The organism is Brevibacterium sp. CSND-B09 (genome assembly GCF_052906525.1).
This window is the reverse complement of record NZ_JBREGI010000001.1, coordinates 3,827,676-3,844,608: the sequence shown is the minus strand read 5'-3', so window position 1 is coordinate 3,844,608 and position 16,933 is coordinate 3,827,676. Positions and strand designations below refer to the sequence as shown.

Here is a 16,933-nt window from a genome sequence, read left to right as displayed (position 1 = left end):
GCTCCTTCTGTCTTCTCTTCATTCTGAAGTGTCACGGTGGTCGTCTGCGGGTCGGTTCAGTCTCCGGGCCGCGGCGTCCGCGCGGGCGATGCAGGCGGGAATGCCGACTCCCCCATAGGCGGATCCGGCGAGTTCGAGGCCGGGCAGCGACGCGATCTCGGCGTCGATGGCGGCGATGCGTCTGGCGTGGCCGGGCAGGTACTGCGGCAGTGCCGAGTTCCAGCGCTGGACCTCCGAGCCCAGCAGCTGCGATTCCGGACGGGAGGTGATCGTCTGCCAATCGGCGAAGGCTCGTTCGACGATCTCCTCATCGGAGAACCTGCTCCAGACCTCGGGTCCGTCACCGAAGCGTCCGATGCTCATCCGCACCAGGGCCGTCCCCGCGGGGATATGGTCGGCCGTCCACGGCCACTTGTTCGACACGAAAGTCGAGGCCTTGATGAACGTGCCCTCGGTCGCGGGGACGAGGAACCCCGAACCCTGCAGCTCCACTCCCTCAAGGTCGACGAGGGCGGCTACCAAGGCGGTGGAGGCATAGGGAATTTCGCCGAGGCTGCTCGCCGATTCCGGGGCCACCGACGCCAGCAGCCCGGCAGTCACATGCGCGGGCGTGGCGAGGATGAGCCCATCGGATTCGATGTCCTCCCCCTCGCCGCGGACGATCCACCTCTCGCCCTCGCGGTCGATCCCGGTGACACCGGCACCGAGGCGGACCGTCCCGCCGCCCCGCACGATCGCCTCCTGCAGGGCCGGGATGAGGCGGTTGATTCCGCCTTCGAAGCTCATGAACACCGGTTCCGGGCTCCCTGCCGACGCGGTCTGGGCGTCGCGGGCGGCGAGGAGCTGTGCGACGAGGTCGAGCACCGAGGTGCCCTCGACCGCAGCGGGCAGCAGCGCGGGCACCGTTTCGGCCAGGGACAGGTCCCGGCAGCGACCGGCGTAGACGCCGCCGAGCAGCGGATCGACGAGTTCGTCGACGATGGCGCCGCCGAGGCGCTCCGACAGGAAGTCCCCCAGCGAGACGTCATCACCCTCGATCGGCGGGGTGATCCGTTCGGCCGCCAAGCGAGCGGCCGCCTCGGCGCCGATGAGGGATTCGACCTCTGCCGCTTCGGCGGGCACCCCCATGATCGTCCGTTTGGGAATCGCGTGCAGGTCTCCCCTGCTGAGCACCTGCGAACTGTGCTGAGTCGAGGGGAACACCGAGTCGAGGCCGAGTTCGGCGGCCAGGTTCTTGGTCTCCGGACGCCGGTTGAGGCTCGCTTCGGCTCCAGAGTCGATGCCCACCGGCACGGCACCATCAATCGTGGTCGGCCTCAGGCAGCCGCCGAGGCAGTCGCCTGATTCCAGTACTGTGACTTGGTGCTCGGCGGAGAGGCGATAGGCGGCAACGAGGCCGGAGATCCCTCCTCCGACGACGGTGATCCGAGTCATTCGATCAGCCGCGGCTGCCGAGGATCTCGGCCGAGACGCGGTGGACGAGGTCGACGACGCGTCCGGGCACCTCGGGGTCGGTGTCGGGCAGGACGCCGTGGCCGAGGTTGAAGACGAATCCGCGGTCGAGTTCGAGCCCCTTGCGCACGATCGCCTCGACGCGGGCGGACAGCGCCTCCCACGGAGCGAAGAGCAGGGCCGGGTCCAGGTTGCCCTGGAGTGCCTGACCGGGATTGACGCGAGTGGCGGCATCAGCCAGGTCGACGCGGAAGTCGACGCCGACGGTCGTCGATCCGGCCTGTGCCATGGAGCCGAGCAGCTCACCGGTCTGCACGCCGAAGTGGACGCTGGGCACGTCGTGTCCGGACAATGCGTCGAAGACTGCGGTGGAGTGTTCGAGGACATGGTCCTCGTAGTCCTCCCGAGCGAGATAGCCGGCCCAGGAGTCGAAGAGCTGGAAGGCCTTGGCACCGGCGTTCAGCTGCACGTCGATGAAGGTCGCCGACATCGTCGCGAGCTTGCTCAGCAGGGCCGAGAACGCCTCGGGGGCGGAGACCATGAGCGACTTCGTCTTCTCGTGGTTCTTACTCGGCCCACCTTCGATGAGGTAGCTGGCCAGGGTGAACGGAGCACCGGCGAAGCCGATGAGCGGGGTGGCTTCGCCGAGTTCGGCGGTCACCCGCTGGACCGATTCGGTGATGTCCGGGATGTCGGCGGCGTCGAGATCAGGCAGGGCGTCGATATCGGCGCGGGAGCGCACCGGGGAGGCGATGACCGGGCCGACGCCGGGAACGATCTCCACATCGACTCCGGCGGCCTGCAGCGGGACGACGATATCGGAGAAGAAGATGGCCGCGTCGACGCCGTGGCGGCGGATCGGCTGGAGGGTGATCTCGGAGACCATCTCGGGGTCGCGGCAGGCATCGAGCATCTGAGTGCCTTCGCGCAGCTTGCGGTACTCAGGCAGGGAGCGGCCGGCCTGCCGCATGAACCAGACGGGAGTGTACGAAACCGGCTCCGAACGCAGGGCAGCTAACAGGGGTGATGTCATGGGGCCATCTTCCCATCCTTCGATCGCTCATGCCCACTCGATGTCAGTTTCAAGACGGGCCGTCTTGCCGTCTCAGCATTCGGCCGAGGACACGATCCGACGGATTGTCCGGGGCCGCCTCGGCGTGGATGATTCCTCTGTCCCCGCGGCTGCTCTATCGTGGCAACTGTGGTCAACACCTCACCTCTCAATCGCATTCCGGCGGAGTTCTCCGCCGTGACGTCGGTGCTGCGTCAGGCGCGCAGCACGAACAACGTGTCGATTTCCGAGATTCCGGCCCCGGCCAAGCTGGCCCCGTACTCCTATGCTCTCGGCGCCGAGGTCAGCGCCGATGAGACGTTCCTGCGGGCCAGCGGCGAGACCATCGACGAACTCGCCACCGGCCGTATCGTCGTCCTCTTCGATCCCGCCGCCCCGGAGGAGTGGGAAGGCTCCTTCCGGGTCGTCTCCTATATCCGCGCCGAACTCGAACACGAACTCGGCAATGAGACGATGCTCGGGCATGTGGCATGGAGCTGGCTCGAAGATGCCCTCGATGCCAACGACTGCCAGGTGCTCGCCGCCGGCGGGACGACCACTCGGGTGCTGTCCGAGAGCTTCGGCACCTTGGCCGATCGCCCGGCCACGATAGACTTGGAGCTGCGCGCCTCGTGGACACCCGTGATTGACGAGCCGGATCTGATCGGCAATCACTTCGAGGCCTGGATCGATCTGCTCAGCACAGTCGCCGGACTGCCACCACTTCCTGAAGGAGTCACAGCCCTGCCCGGGCGCCGTCGATGACATCTGAACTACCGCTTTTGGAAACACCCGCGAACGGCATCCCCGACGTCGTCGATACCCCGGAGGACCTCTCCTCCTCGATTGCCAGTCTGGCCGCCGCCAACGGTCCGATCGCTGTCGACGCCGAACGCGCGTCCGGCATCAGATACGGACAGCGCGCCTTCCTCGTTCAGCTGCGACGTGAAGGTGCTGGCACCTTCCTCCTCGATTCCGAGACGCTCGGTGATCTCAGCGACCTCAACTCGGCTCTCGGAACTGATGAGTGGGTCATCCATTCGGTGACGCAGGATCTGCCGTGCCTGCAGGAGCGCGGAATGCGCCCGGCGGCTCTGTTCGACACCGAACTGGCCGCCAGGCTGCTCGGATGGGAGAAGTTCGGTCTGGCCGCGGTCGCCGAACGCACCCTCGGGGTGCGTCTGGCGAAAGAGCATTCGGCCGCCGATTGGTCGACGCGTCCGCTGCCCAAGGAGTGGTTGAACTATGCCGCCCTCGACGTCGAAGTGCTACTGCCGATCCGGGACATCCTCCACCAGCAGCTTCTCGACTCGGACCGGTGGGAGTTTGCGCAGCAGGAGTTCACGCACCTGCTCGATTTCACCCCGAAGCACTTCGATGAGCCGTGGCGACGCACGCATGGACTGTCGAAGATCAGGTCCCGCCGCGACATCGCACGAGTCCGTGAGCTCTGGCAGGCCCGTGATTCTATGGCCCGTGAAGCCGATCTGGCTCCCACGAAGATCCTGCGCGATCGTGAGCTCGTCGCCCTCGCCCAATCCGGTGTGAAGTCCAGCGACGATATCTTGGCTCAGTGGCGCAGACTCTCCCGCGCCGAGGCGGCCCGACTCTTCCGTGCCTACCGCAAGGCCTCCCGTTTGGGGGCCGAAGAGCTGCCGGGACGGTCCGAGCGCGGACGGTCGAAACGCAGCGCATTCGACCCGGCGGAGCTCAAAGAGCGGGTGGCGGCGCTCAAGGCCGCGATGTCGGAGCTCTCCGAAGAGCTGACGATCCCCCACGATGTGCTCCTCCAGCCGGCAATCGTGAAGTCCCTGGCCGCGGAGTCGAGCGTCGACGTCGAGGGCTACCTCGGCGAGGCGGGAGCCCGACCCTGGCAGATCGAGCTCAGTGCCCCCGCGCTGAAGAAGACCCTGGCCGGACTCCCCCAGGCCTGAACTCACGCTCAAGTCCTGCGGTTCGAGCGTCGGGCCTCCGTCGCCTCTGAGGGCATGGACTCACACCGCGCGGCGAGAACTCTGAGCGGCACGGTCGGCCACCTCGGCGGGCAGGGCCTTGAGGATTTCGGACACGATCGTGTCGACGTCGAGGCCCACTTCGGCGAGGATCTCTTCACGTGTCCCCTGCGGCAGGAACTCATCGGGCACGCCGAGTTCGAGCACCCCGATCCGCGAATCGGCTTCGCGCAGGTCGGAGCGGACCTGTGAACCCACACCGCCGATCTTCACTCCGTCTTCGATGACCGCGGCGAGACTGTGCTCGGCGGCGAGAGCGACGACGGATTCGGGTACAGGCAGCACCCAGCGGGGATCGACGATTGTGGAGGTGATCCCGCGACCTTCCAGCACGTCAGCGACTTGCCCGGCCAACCTGGCGAACGGTCCGACGGAGACGACGAGCACATCGGCGGTGGCCTCTGCGGACGATTCCCGGAGGATGTCGACGCCGTCGTCGAGCCTCCTCAGCGCCGGGATATCGGCTCCGACGCTGCCGCGGGGAAATCTCACCACGGTCGGGGCGTCCGAGACGGTGACGGCTTCGCGCAGCTCTTCGGTCAGCCGTGCGGCGTCGCGGGGTGCGGCGAGGCGCAGTCCGGGGACGACGCGCAGCATCGCGATGTCCCAGATTCCGTGGTGGCTGGCTCCGTCGGGGCCGGTGATGCCGGCACGGTCGAGGACGAAGGTCACACCCTGCCGGTGGAGGGCGACGTCCATGAGGACTTGGTCGAAAGCACGGGAGAGGAACGTGGAGTAGATGCACACGACGGGGTGGAGTCCGCCGTAGGACAGGCCCGCCGCCGAGGCGACCGCATGCTGTTCGGCGATGCCGACGTCGAAGACGCGGTCGGGGAACTCCTCGGCGAATTTCGCCAGCCCCACGGGCAGGAGCATGGCGGCGGTGATGGCGACGATGTCTTCGCGTTCCTCGGCGAGTGCGCAGATCTCGGTGCCGAACACGGAGGTCCATGACGTCGATTTCGACGGTGTCGATCTCCCGGTGACGGGGTCGATGACGCCGACGGAGTGGAACTGGTCGGCGTCGTCGTTGACGGCCGGGTCGAATCCGTGCCCTTTCTGCGTGATCATGTGGACGATGATGGGGCCGCCGTCGAACTGTTTGGCCAGTTGGAGGGCCTTGTCGACCGAGGGCAGGTCGTGTCCGTCGACAGGGCCCAAGTATTTGATGCCGAGTTCGTCGAACATTCCGGTCTCGGGTGGGCTGACCATGTCTTTGAGTCCGCGTTTGACGCCGTGGATGGCGCTGTAGGCGGCGCGGCCGGGTCGGCCGGATTGGCGGAGCGTCTCCTTGCCCCAGGTGAGCAGCCTCTCGTAGCTCGAGGTGGTGCGCAGTTCGTCGAGATGGGCGGCGAATCCGCCGACGGTCGGGGCGTAGGAGCGGCCATTGTCGTTGACGACGATGACCAGCCGCCTCGGCGGGGTGGAGGTGTCGGCTGCGATGGTGTTGAGCGCTTCCCAGGCCATTCCCCCGGTCAGGGCTCCGTCGCCGATGACGGCGACGACGTGGCGGTCTCGCTCACCGGTGAGCTGGCGGGCCTTGGCGATGCCGTCGGCCCAGGACAGGGAGGCCGAGGCGTGTGAGTTCTCGACGACGTCGTGCTCGCTCTCTCGCCGGCTCGGGTAGCCGGAGAGGCCGTCGCGCTGCCGCAGGGTGGGGAACTCCTCGCGGCGGCCGGTGAGCAGTTTGTGCACATATGTCTGGTGGCCGACGTCGAAGATGATCGTGTCGCGCGGCGAGTCGAAGGTGCGGTGGAGGCCAATGGTCAGTTCGACGACTCCGAGGTTGGGGCCCAGATGTCCGCCCGTGCCGGACACGGTCGTGATGAGGTAGTCGCGGATCTCTTTGGCCAGCACTTCGCATTCGCCAGCCGAGAGTCGACGCAGATCGGCAGGCGAGCCGAGGGATTCGAGAAAGGTCATGCGGCCTCAGTTCTGACGACATCGTTGGCGGACAGATTCCATCCGCCCATCCTATCGCTCACAGATGCGTCCCTCACCCTTCGCGACATATCTCCGCGGCACACCACCCCTCAGCCTTCTGGTCACACCGCCTCGGCGCCGGCAATTCGCACCATTGCGAGCGCACCCCTCACCGTTCATGGCACACCAACCCGTTGCAGCACGGTGTTGAGCGACTGCCGATGAGAGATGGTCGCATTTGCGCCCACCCCCACCCACGCCGAGGTGGCCGACCGCCAGCGCACGGATTCCCGCGGACGCGCTCACGCTTCCCGACAATCCCGCGCGACAGCGACCGTCCCTCACCCTTCGCCGCACAGCGCACTGTTGCAACGAGGCGATCTGCCACGAACGGTGACGGATTCCTTGGCAGCGGTGTGTTTAGTCACGAACGGTGACGGATGCCGAACTGCGTGGAGGACGTGACGCGAACGGTGAGGGATGCTCGATCAACGGCACCGTCACACGCGCCCGGGCACGACGAAGGCCGGTGGGAACAAATCCCACCGGCCTTCGATCAGCTCCGGCTCAGCGCCCCAGCGCGAACCGACTGCCGCGAGTCGCAGACTCACAGCGCAGCCTGGTGCGGCGAAGTCGCCGCTCAGGCCTCGTCTCCTGCGATCAGGCTTCTGCGAGCTGACGCAGAACGTACTGAGACATGCTCCGATGACCAATTTAGCCGCAAAGTTCCTACGCAAGCTACAAACTCGCTGGTCAGAGGGTTAGCCCAAACGCAAAATTGGTTACCGCGCATTTGATGAAGTACCTACGTCGACATGCTGCGGTAGCGACAGTCGCCGAACAAAAGCTACTGCTAGTTCTACCCCGTGATGCGGTACGGTCGAAATACGCAGGTCGAAAGAAGGGGCAATTGTGACGACGATCCTTGATGTCATTGACAACTTCTTCTATCGAGACGACGACATACGGGCGATGCCCGCATCCCGCATCCTGGAACTGGGCGACGAAGTCCGTAAATTCACGTCAAGCAACAATCCGACTGAGCGTTTACACGAAGACGTTCAGTACCTCGGAGGGTGGCCATCGGCAGACTCCCTGAGAATCGGTTCGGGTGTCGTGCGATCGAGCCTCCTATTCACAGAACAGATCCTGGTCAAGGACCAGATCGCCGACTGGTTCAGCAACGAAGCACGCCTGAACGATCAGTATCTTTCGTCCGCTCCAGGATGGTATCTGCCCGGAGAGGGCCCCAAGATCGCCGAGACGCGCGCATTCTTGGCGCGAGTCGTACCTGCTCTCCGGGAGGCGCGACCGCTTATTGAGGGGGGAATCATGGTCCTCGCTCCTATGGAGATCCAATACCACCAGCAGCATGATGATATCGAGAGACTTCGAGACGAGCTTGCAGACTCGCTTTTGACCGACCCAGTTGCTCTTGCCCGGAGATTCAGTCCTGAGGACTTGGCTAAGCACGACGGCGAACGAGGCATGTTCGTCTTCGCTGGCGGAGCATGGGAAAAGCAGACTCGTAAGACCTTTCTAGACGCATTAACCTATTTCTCTCGCGAGTATGTCTCTGCGAACGCCTATGGAAGCACCTATTGCGCTCCCTTCGAGTACGAACAATTCGTGTGCCGTGAGGGACTGGGAACCAAAACCACAAAATCCGATCTCGTTCGCGAATGCCTCATACGGTCCGACCTCCCGGTATTCTCGGGACTAACCTCGCAGAAATTGAGTCGAATTCACAACGATGACAGCTTCGGCGAGTTCAGGCGACAACTCTACGAAATCTATTCCGGCGCTCCCGTAGAGGCAACCAAAGAAGAGTTCGAAGCATACCTCCATGAGCAGGAACAGGTATTGCTCCGACCGATTTTGGATGACGCTAGAAAAGAAGCTGATCGTGGCCTCCTCTCAAAAATGGGGCTCTCTCTTCGAGAGAACTCGTTTCAGATTCTCGCCGGAATTGGAATCGGCGCAGCCACGGGTAGCATGATCCCACCAGTAATTTCCGGTCTAGCCGCAGCAGCGGATCATTTCACGAACGGGGAACGACATCGGCGCAACCGCACGTCTTGGACTGCACTCGTCAATCATTCCGCTTCTCTAGAAGAAGAAATGCCAGCCGCGGAGAGATGCGTAGGCACATTCAATGCACCCGCGCGGGCAGACCATGACCACCCGTGGGGCATTCCGCGCAAACCTACGAACTCCGTCCTAGTGACCAGAGGCACGATTCACGCCAACTGGTTTCCACCTTTTCCTCTTGCCACTATTGAGGACGGCGTCGATGGCTACCGCCAAGGACCATATCGGCCCTGCCCGTGCGGAAGCATCCGACGCTACAAATTCTGTTGCCAAGAAGTCGATCGAGCCTTCGGGATCTCCAGGTAAGATCGAGCGAGTTTCTGGCCCTTTGGCCGCGTCAGGAATCGCCGAGTGGTCGATGAGATGCACCCGCCCGGCTGGCTTTTGAGGTGTATCTTAGCCGTGAACTCGTGCCGTCAGTTTCGGCTCTATACGAGACCGTCAGACCATGCAAACCCTGGTTCGCGACCGTGCTCTTCGGCCAGTGCTTTAAGATACGCTGATTCCGCCTTGGCAAGCCCAGGGTCGGACGTCGAATGCTCCGAATTTGCCGCGACGAGGTATCGCACCCAGCATCTGTGCCGTTGTGACCAACGCGCGATCAAACTGGGGTAAAACATCAGCCACAGCCCCTCGATTTCGAGGTTTTGATTGACGGCCGGAAGCCCCGCATGCAGCGCAACGCGAGGATTCACTGAAAGCCCTACATCGGTTGCGAGATCGTACGGATGGATAGTCAAGAAGACCTCACGGGACCGATGCCCGACCGCATGTTTTGAATTGAGCTGTGTCTCCGCCTTCAGTACTGCTTCCTCCAGCTTTATCAGCGCATCCTGGTAACGCTCGATTTGAACACTATGCACATCTTCGGGCGCACCTTTGCTGTGGAATTTGCGCCAATCACCGCCTGCCGACTTCACCTCGACAATCGCATATCTCTTCCCGTCGAAAAGGTGGTTCGCAGCGTCGGACAGCTCGAAATCGAAGCCTCCGTCGGTATCCAGAACGTTTATCGTACTGCCATACGCCCCCAAAACAATCCCAGCCAAGTGCTCCCCCGATTTGACCTTCAGGTTCGGCGCATCAGGAAGCATTGCTAACTCCTCGGCCGCTGCCACCAATGTGCCTCCCGCTATCGCTGTAACGCGCGGGTTTTGCTCCGGCGCTACGTGCAGACCTTTGGTGACTTCGTCCATCGCCCATACGCGACTCGTCGCTCGAACACTCTCTTCTGACATGTGAACAGGATAGGCCGACCCAGTCCAAGTCGCGGCCCTGGCCGCGCTCACGAAGGTCGCTCCGAATAGCTTGGTCACGGCAAAGCCAACGCGGTCACGCTCGAGACGCTTAGCTAACCCCTGTTGGAGGTGTCGCATATCCGGATCTGAGGCCCCGTTCTTCGTCTCCACTGTCCATGTCATGGATCCGGGCGTAAGAGCAGCTATCCCGATGCGCGGCATCCACTTCTCTGTACTTCCGAACACGTTCCGAATAAGATGGGTGGCATGACGAACGCAGTCAGACCTCCCACGGCCACGCGGCGCTCCTCGGATCTGAGCAAGCATTCGGCCGAGGTCTTCGCCGAGGCCGAGGACCATCCCGTCACGGTTACCCGCCGCGACGGCGAGTCCCTCGTACTCATGTCTCAGCGCGAGTCCGACGCCCAGGCCGAGCTGCTGCACATCGCAGACACCCTCATCGCGGTTGCGCTCGAGGACGGCCCCCTGACCGAGCGCATGGCCAGCAGGCACTCGTGGATGTACGCGCTCACCGATGAGGACCGAGAACAGTGCGCGCGGGACCTCATCGAGGCCACACGCGCATCGTTTTCGACGCAGCAGCCGCACCTGGCGATCGCCCAGTTCACCAGCTGGCGCGAGACGGCGACGGCGATCGCTGCGGGACTGGGCTCGCAGCCGGTCGAATGGCTTGACGAGGACCACGAAGCTGTCGGCGGCGCTGTCGTGGAGCGTCCCTGAACGTGCCCGAGGAGATCACATGGGAACCTTCACCTCGAGGGTGATGCGGCTGCTCGCCGACCAGCTGACCGGCACGTCCGTGCGCGAGATCGACGCGCTGTTCGACGACCGAGGCGTCGCCCTCGGCCCGCCGCAGCCCAAGGACAACGACGAGAGCGTCCGACGCGAGCGGATGCGCCGGTACCTCCTCACCCTGGACCTGAGCGACGCCGCCGACGCTCAGCGGCTGACCGCAATCTTCGGCGACGGGCTGCAGACGTTCATCCGGGATGCCTCGGTTGGCTGGGACAACGACAACAGCCTGCGCGACAAGTGGGTCCGGATCCTGCGCGAGGACGGCTTCGACGTCGACGAGACAACCGGCGCTGTGCGCATGGGCAAAGCCGGCGCGAACCTGACCAAGCACGCGCTCAACGCGCTTACTGATCCGCAGTCCATCCATGACCACCTGCGCCGACTCGGCGACAGTGTCGACACCGACCCCCGACTCGCCGTCAGCACCGCCAAGGCCCTGATCGAGTCGACCGCCAAGTGCGTCCTCACCACCCGCGGGCAGAGCTACACCCGCGCGGCGAAAGTGCCCGCCCTGGTCAATGCCGCCCAGGAGTCGCTCGGCCTCGCCCCGAAGTCGGTCAGCGACGAGGACCGCGCACTCCGCCAGGCACTGCAGTCCCTGGTCACCCTCACCCAGAGCGTGACCGAGCTCAGGAACAGCGTCGGAATCGACCACGGAGCCGAGGAAGCGCCCAGGTGGGTGCGCCCGCGGCACGCCCGCCTGGTCGTCGGCGCGGCCCAGGTCTGGTGCCAGCTCATGCTCGAGACGCTCGCCGACCCCGATGCTCCCTGGCGTGGTGCGGAGAGTTGATCACGGGGTGGGCCAATTAAGGTCGTCTCTCTCGCCTTTCGCACAATGCGAACTCTTCGCGTGCTAAGCCGCTGCCTCCATCACGGTCACGCCGTTCCTTCCTCTGGCTATAGCCCCGACGCAACTCGTTCCCGCTTGGCACCGTTCCCTCGCGGCCGCCTCGGGTATTCACTGTCGAACACTTTCGTGTGCCGACTGGTAAGCGCGCCGAGGCATTGGACCGCAAAATGGCCGCCCGTTGAGGACACCGGCTTGCTGTTGCTGGGATAGAAACTTCTGTCACCTAACTGATATGAGTACGAAGCTCCGTGTAGCCTCTTACGCTCGAGGATTAATAAACGTTCGCAACACGGCCAACGAGAGGAGCGATCTGACGGCAGTCACACCGGCGTAGAGTCCCGTGGAAAATAGGGTGTGCTCCCCGTGGCCCAAGCCATGAAAGCTGGGCGTTAATCCACACTGAGGATGCCGTCTATGTTGTACGACAACGGGGTCCCATCACAGGCTCCGCTCGCGTCTGACTGTTGCGGAAGTGTTCTACTGCTACTGCTCGCGCCTGACACCCATAATCGCGCGCATGCCTAGCCGCCTCTTGAATCGCTTCTACAACGCATTTCGCTCTGTGCGCAGCACGCACAGGAAATTACTAGCTTTGCCTCATGTGCTAGCGGATTACGTCTCCAGCTCGGTGATGCATGTCAACTTCGTTGTCGCGTAGTGCAACTCCTTTTCGCGCCTGAGAATCTCGGAGAGAATCGCTGGCCTCTGCTCGCACGAGCCATCAATCGGCCTCCGCTGAGACGACAAAGGGCTTGCCGAGTGACCGTGCTGGTCTCGGATCCGACCAGATCTCGGCGGTGGACCGCGAACAGTTAGCGCGACACAACCGCTGATGTTTACACCGCCAATGCTTGCTGCATATCTGACCATTATCCGCGAGTAGGTCTGGGACCTCCCTGACCGTCATCCCCTGCAGCTACCTTCCCAAGGTTGCAAACTGAAACCTGTTGCACGCCTGGCCATTCGTTCAGCCGACGTTAGGCCCGACGTACAGAGCTCGAACTGTTCGGTGGTGGTGGTGCAAGCAAACGGTGAGTATCCGACTGACTCTCTCGGCCGGTTCTCTACAGTTCCCGACACCATCACGGAAGAGGTCGATAGGGAAATCTAGTCAGAACATACTATTTCTGATTCCCCCAATGCACCAAGCGAATCATCGAAGACTGCCAGAAGATCGCGGATTTGAATCGCACTCTGATCCCCTTGCTGAACCTTCGCACTCAGGTCGCCCCAAGAAAGACCAGGTTGAGCGACAACTACCTTGCCGCGCACTTGAGGCGGATAATTTGCAAATGACCATTGCGGATGATCTGGTGTAAGGCCAAGAAGTACTTCCAGCAAGGTCTTGTCACCACTAACCAGATCGAGTTTCGGCGTCGAGCGACCTGAATAGCGATGGGCCATCTCTTGCCAAAGTCCACGATCAGTTAGCCATCGACGGCTTTTGATTGCTTGGGCGACGACAATTTGCATGTCAGATACTCGTACGGCTTTATTTCCTCCCGCGGCTTTTAAGTGCCAAAGCTCGATCGAGACGCGGGTTCGACCGAACAACTCTACTACAATCAGGTCCGCAAGCTCTCCTCGACCATCGTTGTCAAATATCCACCGCCTGCGTGCGGTCGAAGGTGTAGTGAACAAGTGGGCGCGCAGCGTTTTGTTTATCGAATCTCCGGCGCTCTTTGATTTCTCCGTCTCTTTTCTGATGTTCGTTGAGGACCAATCAAATTTTATCGGATCCCAACGTGATAGATCCCTACTTACACGTGGCGGCTGGTAGAGCGTTGTTCCGCTGACGGTCTCCCCGTTGAGGAAGTAGATGATAGGAGGCTGTGCTCCAAAGAGCTCTGCTAACGATCTAGATGTGTCGTGGCCCCGGTTCATCTGTACCACGGAATTCAACTCAGCGACGTTTCCGTAGATGTCAACAACTCCGGTCCAAACTTTATCGCCTGAATCACACCTTATTGCGGAAAACTTCAGTTCCGACCCAGTCGACTCCGCCGTTTCGTGTCGGAGATCAAGACGCCCAATTGGAAGGCCGTCGTCAGTTGTCCACTCGCTGCCGAGAAGCACAGGATGCATTTCGATGGCGGCCACCGCGAAGTTCGGAAAGGCGGTCAGCCGGACACCTCGGGCAACGGAAGGAAGTAGTGGAGCAAGAACCTCCGTCGAAGCCCAGTACCGATCCGCGAAGTCCTCTAGAACCCCATCATATTTATGTAGCGGTACGTATCTTGACTCCCAGAATTTAGCCTTCTCGACGGAAAATCCAATGTTGTAGGAGCTGGATCCAGGGCCCTCGCCTATCTGAGCCATTGCATGACCAATAGCCGATTGCGCAGTGTCGGCTTCACGCATCCCGCGATCGACACCGCTACCGGCAAACATCTTATAGCTGGCGCTTCCTCGGCCACCACCGTAGGTATTGCGCACTCCGACATTTGACACGCTCATCCGCGTGAGGGAATCGAACGCTCTATGCAGTCGCTCAGGGTCCGCAGGTCGCACATGCTCTGTTGCCATGCCAAGGGTGTGTCTAACAGCAGACATGACGGAAGCATCTTCGGAATTCAACAGCAGCATTGGACGACGCGTTTGGTTAGGAGCCGGAATGTACGTCACTATGTGCAACGAATAGTTCGATACGTCTAACCCGGAGTCAAAATGCCATCGAGGCGATCGAATCCCTTGCAAGACAATCAATAGGCTCTGCCTGTTAGCAGTAAGAGTCGAGTAGAATATTTCTTGCCCGCGAATGACTTCGCCAGCTAAAAGGGTGTCGGGCACAGCCTTATCAACGAACGGCGGTATCCAATCGTCTACTATCTCAAAGACTGTAGCTCGAACGAGTGGGCGGATACTTTCAAGCGACAACTTGACCGGTGGTGCCACAAGATCCTGCGCGAATGTTTTTGCCTCTAAAGTATTCTGGACAGCGCCATCGATAATCCCAGGTAATAGCATCGACCAGTCTACTTCTTCTTCGTATAGTTCCCTGATTGCCCCCTTCAACGCCGGGTACACATCGTCGTCGCGAACCGTTGCCAAAACTGACCGTTGAGGATAATCGCGATGACTACGAACCAGCCTCCCAATGAGCTGAATGGTCGAATTCACGGATCTATGCTTGTCGTGGTAAGCAGCGAGCCGGAGGCGCGGCAAGTCGAAACCCTCTCCGAGCATCCCAACAACTGCCACCGCACGAGTCTGGCCGCCTATCAACCCATCGATGATCTGAGTCCGCTTCTGTTCACCGAGGTCAGATGTTAATGCAACAACAGAGACGCCGGCCTTTTGGTACAACTGGACTAGTTCGTCCACTCGCCGCTTACTCCCAGCGCGAATCAATAGTGCACTCGAAGCATGTTCCGGTCGGTTGAGCTCATGGACAATGCTGTCGCGAATCACGATGTCAGACTCTTCCCGGCTACCACCTCCGCTGGTTTCAAGGAGTCTCGCCTCAACGCTTTGGTAATAGCCGTCGTCCATCGCGGCGCGGAGAGGGTAATGAAAGACTACTTCGCCGGGAACTGGCTTACCGTCTCGCCGTTTGGGCGTTGCAGTTAGCAACACCTTCTTCGCTTCTTCAAAATGATCCAGTATTGCGCGCCACGTTCGTGCAGGAGCATGGTGGGCCTCATCCACAACTACGAGATCGAATAGGTCGAACGGGGGCTTTCCATGTTCTCCATAGTGGTCGGGACTGATCGATTGAGGGAGTGCCACCACCACATCTGCATCAGTACATGGCTTCCAGGAGTCCAATCGACCTTTCACTTCCAGAACTTCGGGATTCACACTGTCCGCTATTGCTCCGATCTCGCGCAGAACGGCCTGAGTCCGGAAAGCTTCTGCAATTTGACTACGCAATTGAGCACTGGGGACTACGACCAGTGCCCGTCGAGATCTAGCAAGATACGGGGCGGCCAGAGCAATTGCTGTCTTCCCTGATCCTGTCGGTATCGCGATCAAGGCCGGCTTCCTTTGATGAACTGCCCAATGACCAAGTAGCGATCCAAGCGCCCCACGTTGCGGAGGTCTCCAATCAGGAACAGATGAGTTGTGAAACAAAACGAAATCGTTCGCTGAGTCTTGATAGAATCTTGCCATAATTCATTTTCCTTTCTCCGCGCGGCAAGTGGGTCGAGGCACGCCGAGAGGAAATTGAACGTGGAATTCACTACCTGTTGCAGGTTACACGTTTAGATCCAAAGAAGCCGTGGAGTCTTCGTTCGGGAAAGTGTCGCTCCTGTGGTTTGGTCCCGCGGATATTTAAACCTGCCTGGTTTCAGGACATCGATCACTAGATGTGTCACGACATCGTTCACTCATGAAGGACCCACTAATCGATTTGGGACCGCCTCTCCGAACCCTGGCCCAGCACCACCACGATCTGGAGAATCCTCCGCCGCCACAACACCATCGTCGATCAACCCCAGAAACGCCCCCGCACCTTTTGGCACCGATTCGAAGCAGCCGCCCCCAACGAGTGTTGGCAATCAGACTTCACCCACTGGCCTATGGCCGATGGCACCGATACCCAGATCATCTCCTGGCTCGATGACCACTCCCGCGAACTCCTCCACGCCACCGCCCACACCCCCGTCACCGGACGCACAGTGATCGACACATTCGTCCACACCATGGACGTCTACGGGCCACCAGCATCAACGCTGACCGATAACGGCATGGTCTCGCCCCCGCAAGCGGGAGGTACCCCCTCGACCCGCTTCGCCCGCGGTCACGACGGGACCCCGAAACAACCTAACGGATTCGAACAGCTCCTCGCCGACCTGGGGATCGTGCAGAAGAACGGGGCCGCGAACCACCCCACAACCCAGGGCAAGATCGAGCGCTACCACCAGACACTCAAACGATGGCTCAGCGCCGACGGCCTCGTGCCGACAATCGCCGAACTCGACACCCAACTGGCCAGATTCGCGGTCATCTACAACACTCAACGACCCCACTGGGCAATCGGACGCCGCACCCCGCACGAGGCATACACGGCCACGGACAAAGCCTTCCCCGTCGTCGAGGCCACCGACCGCATCTGGAGAGTCAGATACGACCAGGTCGATGCCACCGGCACGATCAGCATCCGCTACGCCGGGAAACTCAGACATTTAGAGATCGGACGGGCCTGGGCAAGGAAACGAGTACTTCTACTCGTGCATGGAGCCGACACGATGATCATCGACCGCGTCGGAGGCAAAGTCATCGCTGAACACACACTCGACGCGAGCAAGGACTACCAGAGGAAGAAGTGAACGATGACGCGAGACATGGTGTGAAAGATGACGTGAGACATCACACGCGGATGTTTAAGCCGAATTGAACCCATCAGGCAGTTTGTTGCACGACTTACGTTTCGTGGCCGTGACCAAGAAGAATAAGGTTCACGTTTGGGACGCTCGAGATGAAGCGCGAAAGCGTCTTCGTGCTCTCGGGCTGACCAAATCCAGGCATCTCTCCACCCTGCCCCAGTTAATAGCAC

The 16,933-nt window shown here is 61.3% G+C and carries 11 protein-coding genes; 6 read left to right on the top strand and 5 right to left on the bottom strand.

All coding sequences use genetic code 11. The features are described 5' to 3' along the window. Window positions 1-18 precede the first annotated feature (18 nt). Both hemG and hemE read right to left on the bottom strand, forming a co-directional pair. Complete coding sequence (gene hemG, locus ACU4IU_RS17135) at window positions 19-1,434, bottom strand: protoporphyrinogen oxidase (RefSeq protein WP_376905922.1); 1,416 nt, start codon at window positions 1,432-1,434, stop codon at window positions 19-21. Window positions 1,435-1,438: 4 nt separating this feature from the next. Continuing rightward, window positions 1,439-2,485, bottom strand: coding sequence for a uroporphyrinogen decarboxylase (gene hemE, locus ACU4IU_RS17130; RefSeq protein ID WP_376905924.1), 1,047 nt, complete (start codon window positions 2,483-2,485; stop codon window positions 1,439-1,441). A 168-nt stretch (window positions 2,486-2,653) separates the two neighbouring features. Between hemE and ACU4IU_RS17125 the strand changes: the two genes are divergently transcribed. Together ACU4IU_RS17125 and ACU4IU_RS17120 are read left to right on the top strand one after the other, a co-directional pair. Next, a complete protein-coding gene (locus tag ACU4IU_RS17125; protein ID WP_172169860.1) occupies window positions 2,654-3,268 on the top strand; it encodes a DUF3000 domain-containing protein in 615 nt (204 codons plus the stop codon). A gap of 17 nt (window positions 3,269-3,285) precedes the next feature. Beyond that, window positions 3,286-4,437, top strand: a complete 1,152-nt coding sequence (locus tag ACU4IU_RS17120) for an HRDC domain-containing protein (protein ID WP_376905926.1) — start codon at window positions 3,286-3,288, stop codon at window positions 4,435-4,437. Between the two features lie 60 nt (window positions 4,438-4,497). Here the strand turns inward: ACU4IU_RS17120 and dxs are convergent, their stop codons facing one another. Further along, complete coding sequence (dxs, locus tag ACU4IU_RS17115; RefSeq protein ID WP_376905928.1) at window positions 4,498-6,438, bottom strand: 1-deoxy-D-xylulose-5-phosphate synthase; 1,941 nt, start codon at window positions 6,436-6,438, stop codon at window positions 4,498-4,500. 912 nt (window positions 6,439-7,350) lie between these two features. Between dxs and ACU4IU_RS17110 the strand changes: the two genes are divergently transcribed. Further along, window positions 7,351-8,835 (top strand): SEC-C domain-containing protein, encoded by a 1,485-nt coding sequence (locus ACU4IU_RS17110; RefSeq protein WP_446657414.1) that lies wholly within the window; start codon window positions 7,351-7,353, stop codon window positions 8,833-8,835. 122 nt (window positions 8,836-8,957) lie between these two features. On the opposite strand, the gene ACU4IU_RS17105 is transcribed toward ACU4IU_RS17110, so the two are convergent. Further along, entirely contained in the window at window positions 8,958-9,767 is an 810-nt protein-coding gene (locus ACU4IU_RS17105) for a hypothetical protein (RefSeq protein ID WP_446657413.1), read from the bottom strand. A 267-nt stretch (window positions 9,768-10,034) separates the two neighbouring features. Between ACU4IU_RS17105 and ACU4IU_RS17100 the strand changes: the two genes are divergently transcribed. Both ACU4IU_RS17100 and ACU4IU_RS17095 read left to right on the top strand, forming a co-directional pair. Then, window positions 10,035-10,508, top strand: coding sequence for a prevent-host-death protein (locus ACU4IU_RS17100; protein ID WP_446657412.1), 474 nt, complete (start codon window positions 10,035-10,037; stop codon window positions 10,506-10,508). 19 nt (window positions 10,509-10,527) lie between these two features. Continuing rightward, entirely contained in the window at window positions 10,528-11,373 is an 846-nt protein-coding gene (locus ACU4IU_RS17095) for an abortive infection family protein (RefSeq protein ID WP_446657411.1), read from the top strand. A gap of 1,167 nt (window positions 11,374-12,540) precedes the next feature. Here the strand turns inward: ACU4IU_RS17095 and ACU4IU_RS17090 are convergent. Further along, window positions 12,541-15,546: a DEAD/DEAH box helicase gene (locus ACU4IU_RS17090; RefSeq protein WP_446657410.1), complete on the bottom strand. Its 3,006-nt coding sequence runs from the start codon at window positions 15,544-15,546 to the stop codon at window positions 12,541-12,543. 239 nt (window positions 15,547-15,785) lie between these two features. On the opposite strand from ACU4IU_RS17090, the gene ACU4IU_RS17085 reads away from it, so the two are divergent. After that, the gene (locus ACU4IU_RS17085; RefSeq protein ID WP_446657612.1) at window positions 15,786-16,706 is read left to right on the top strand and encodes an integrase core domain-containing protein; all 921 of its coding nucleotides are present in this window, start codon (window positions 15,786-15,788) and stop codon (window positions 16,704-16,706) included. Window positions 16,707-16,933 lie beyond the last annotated feature (227 nt).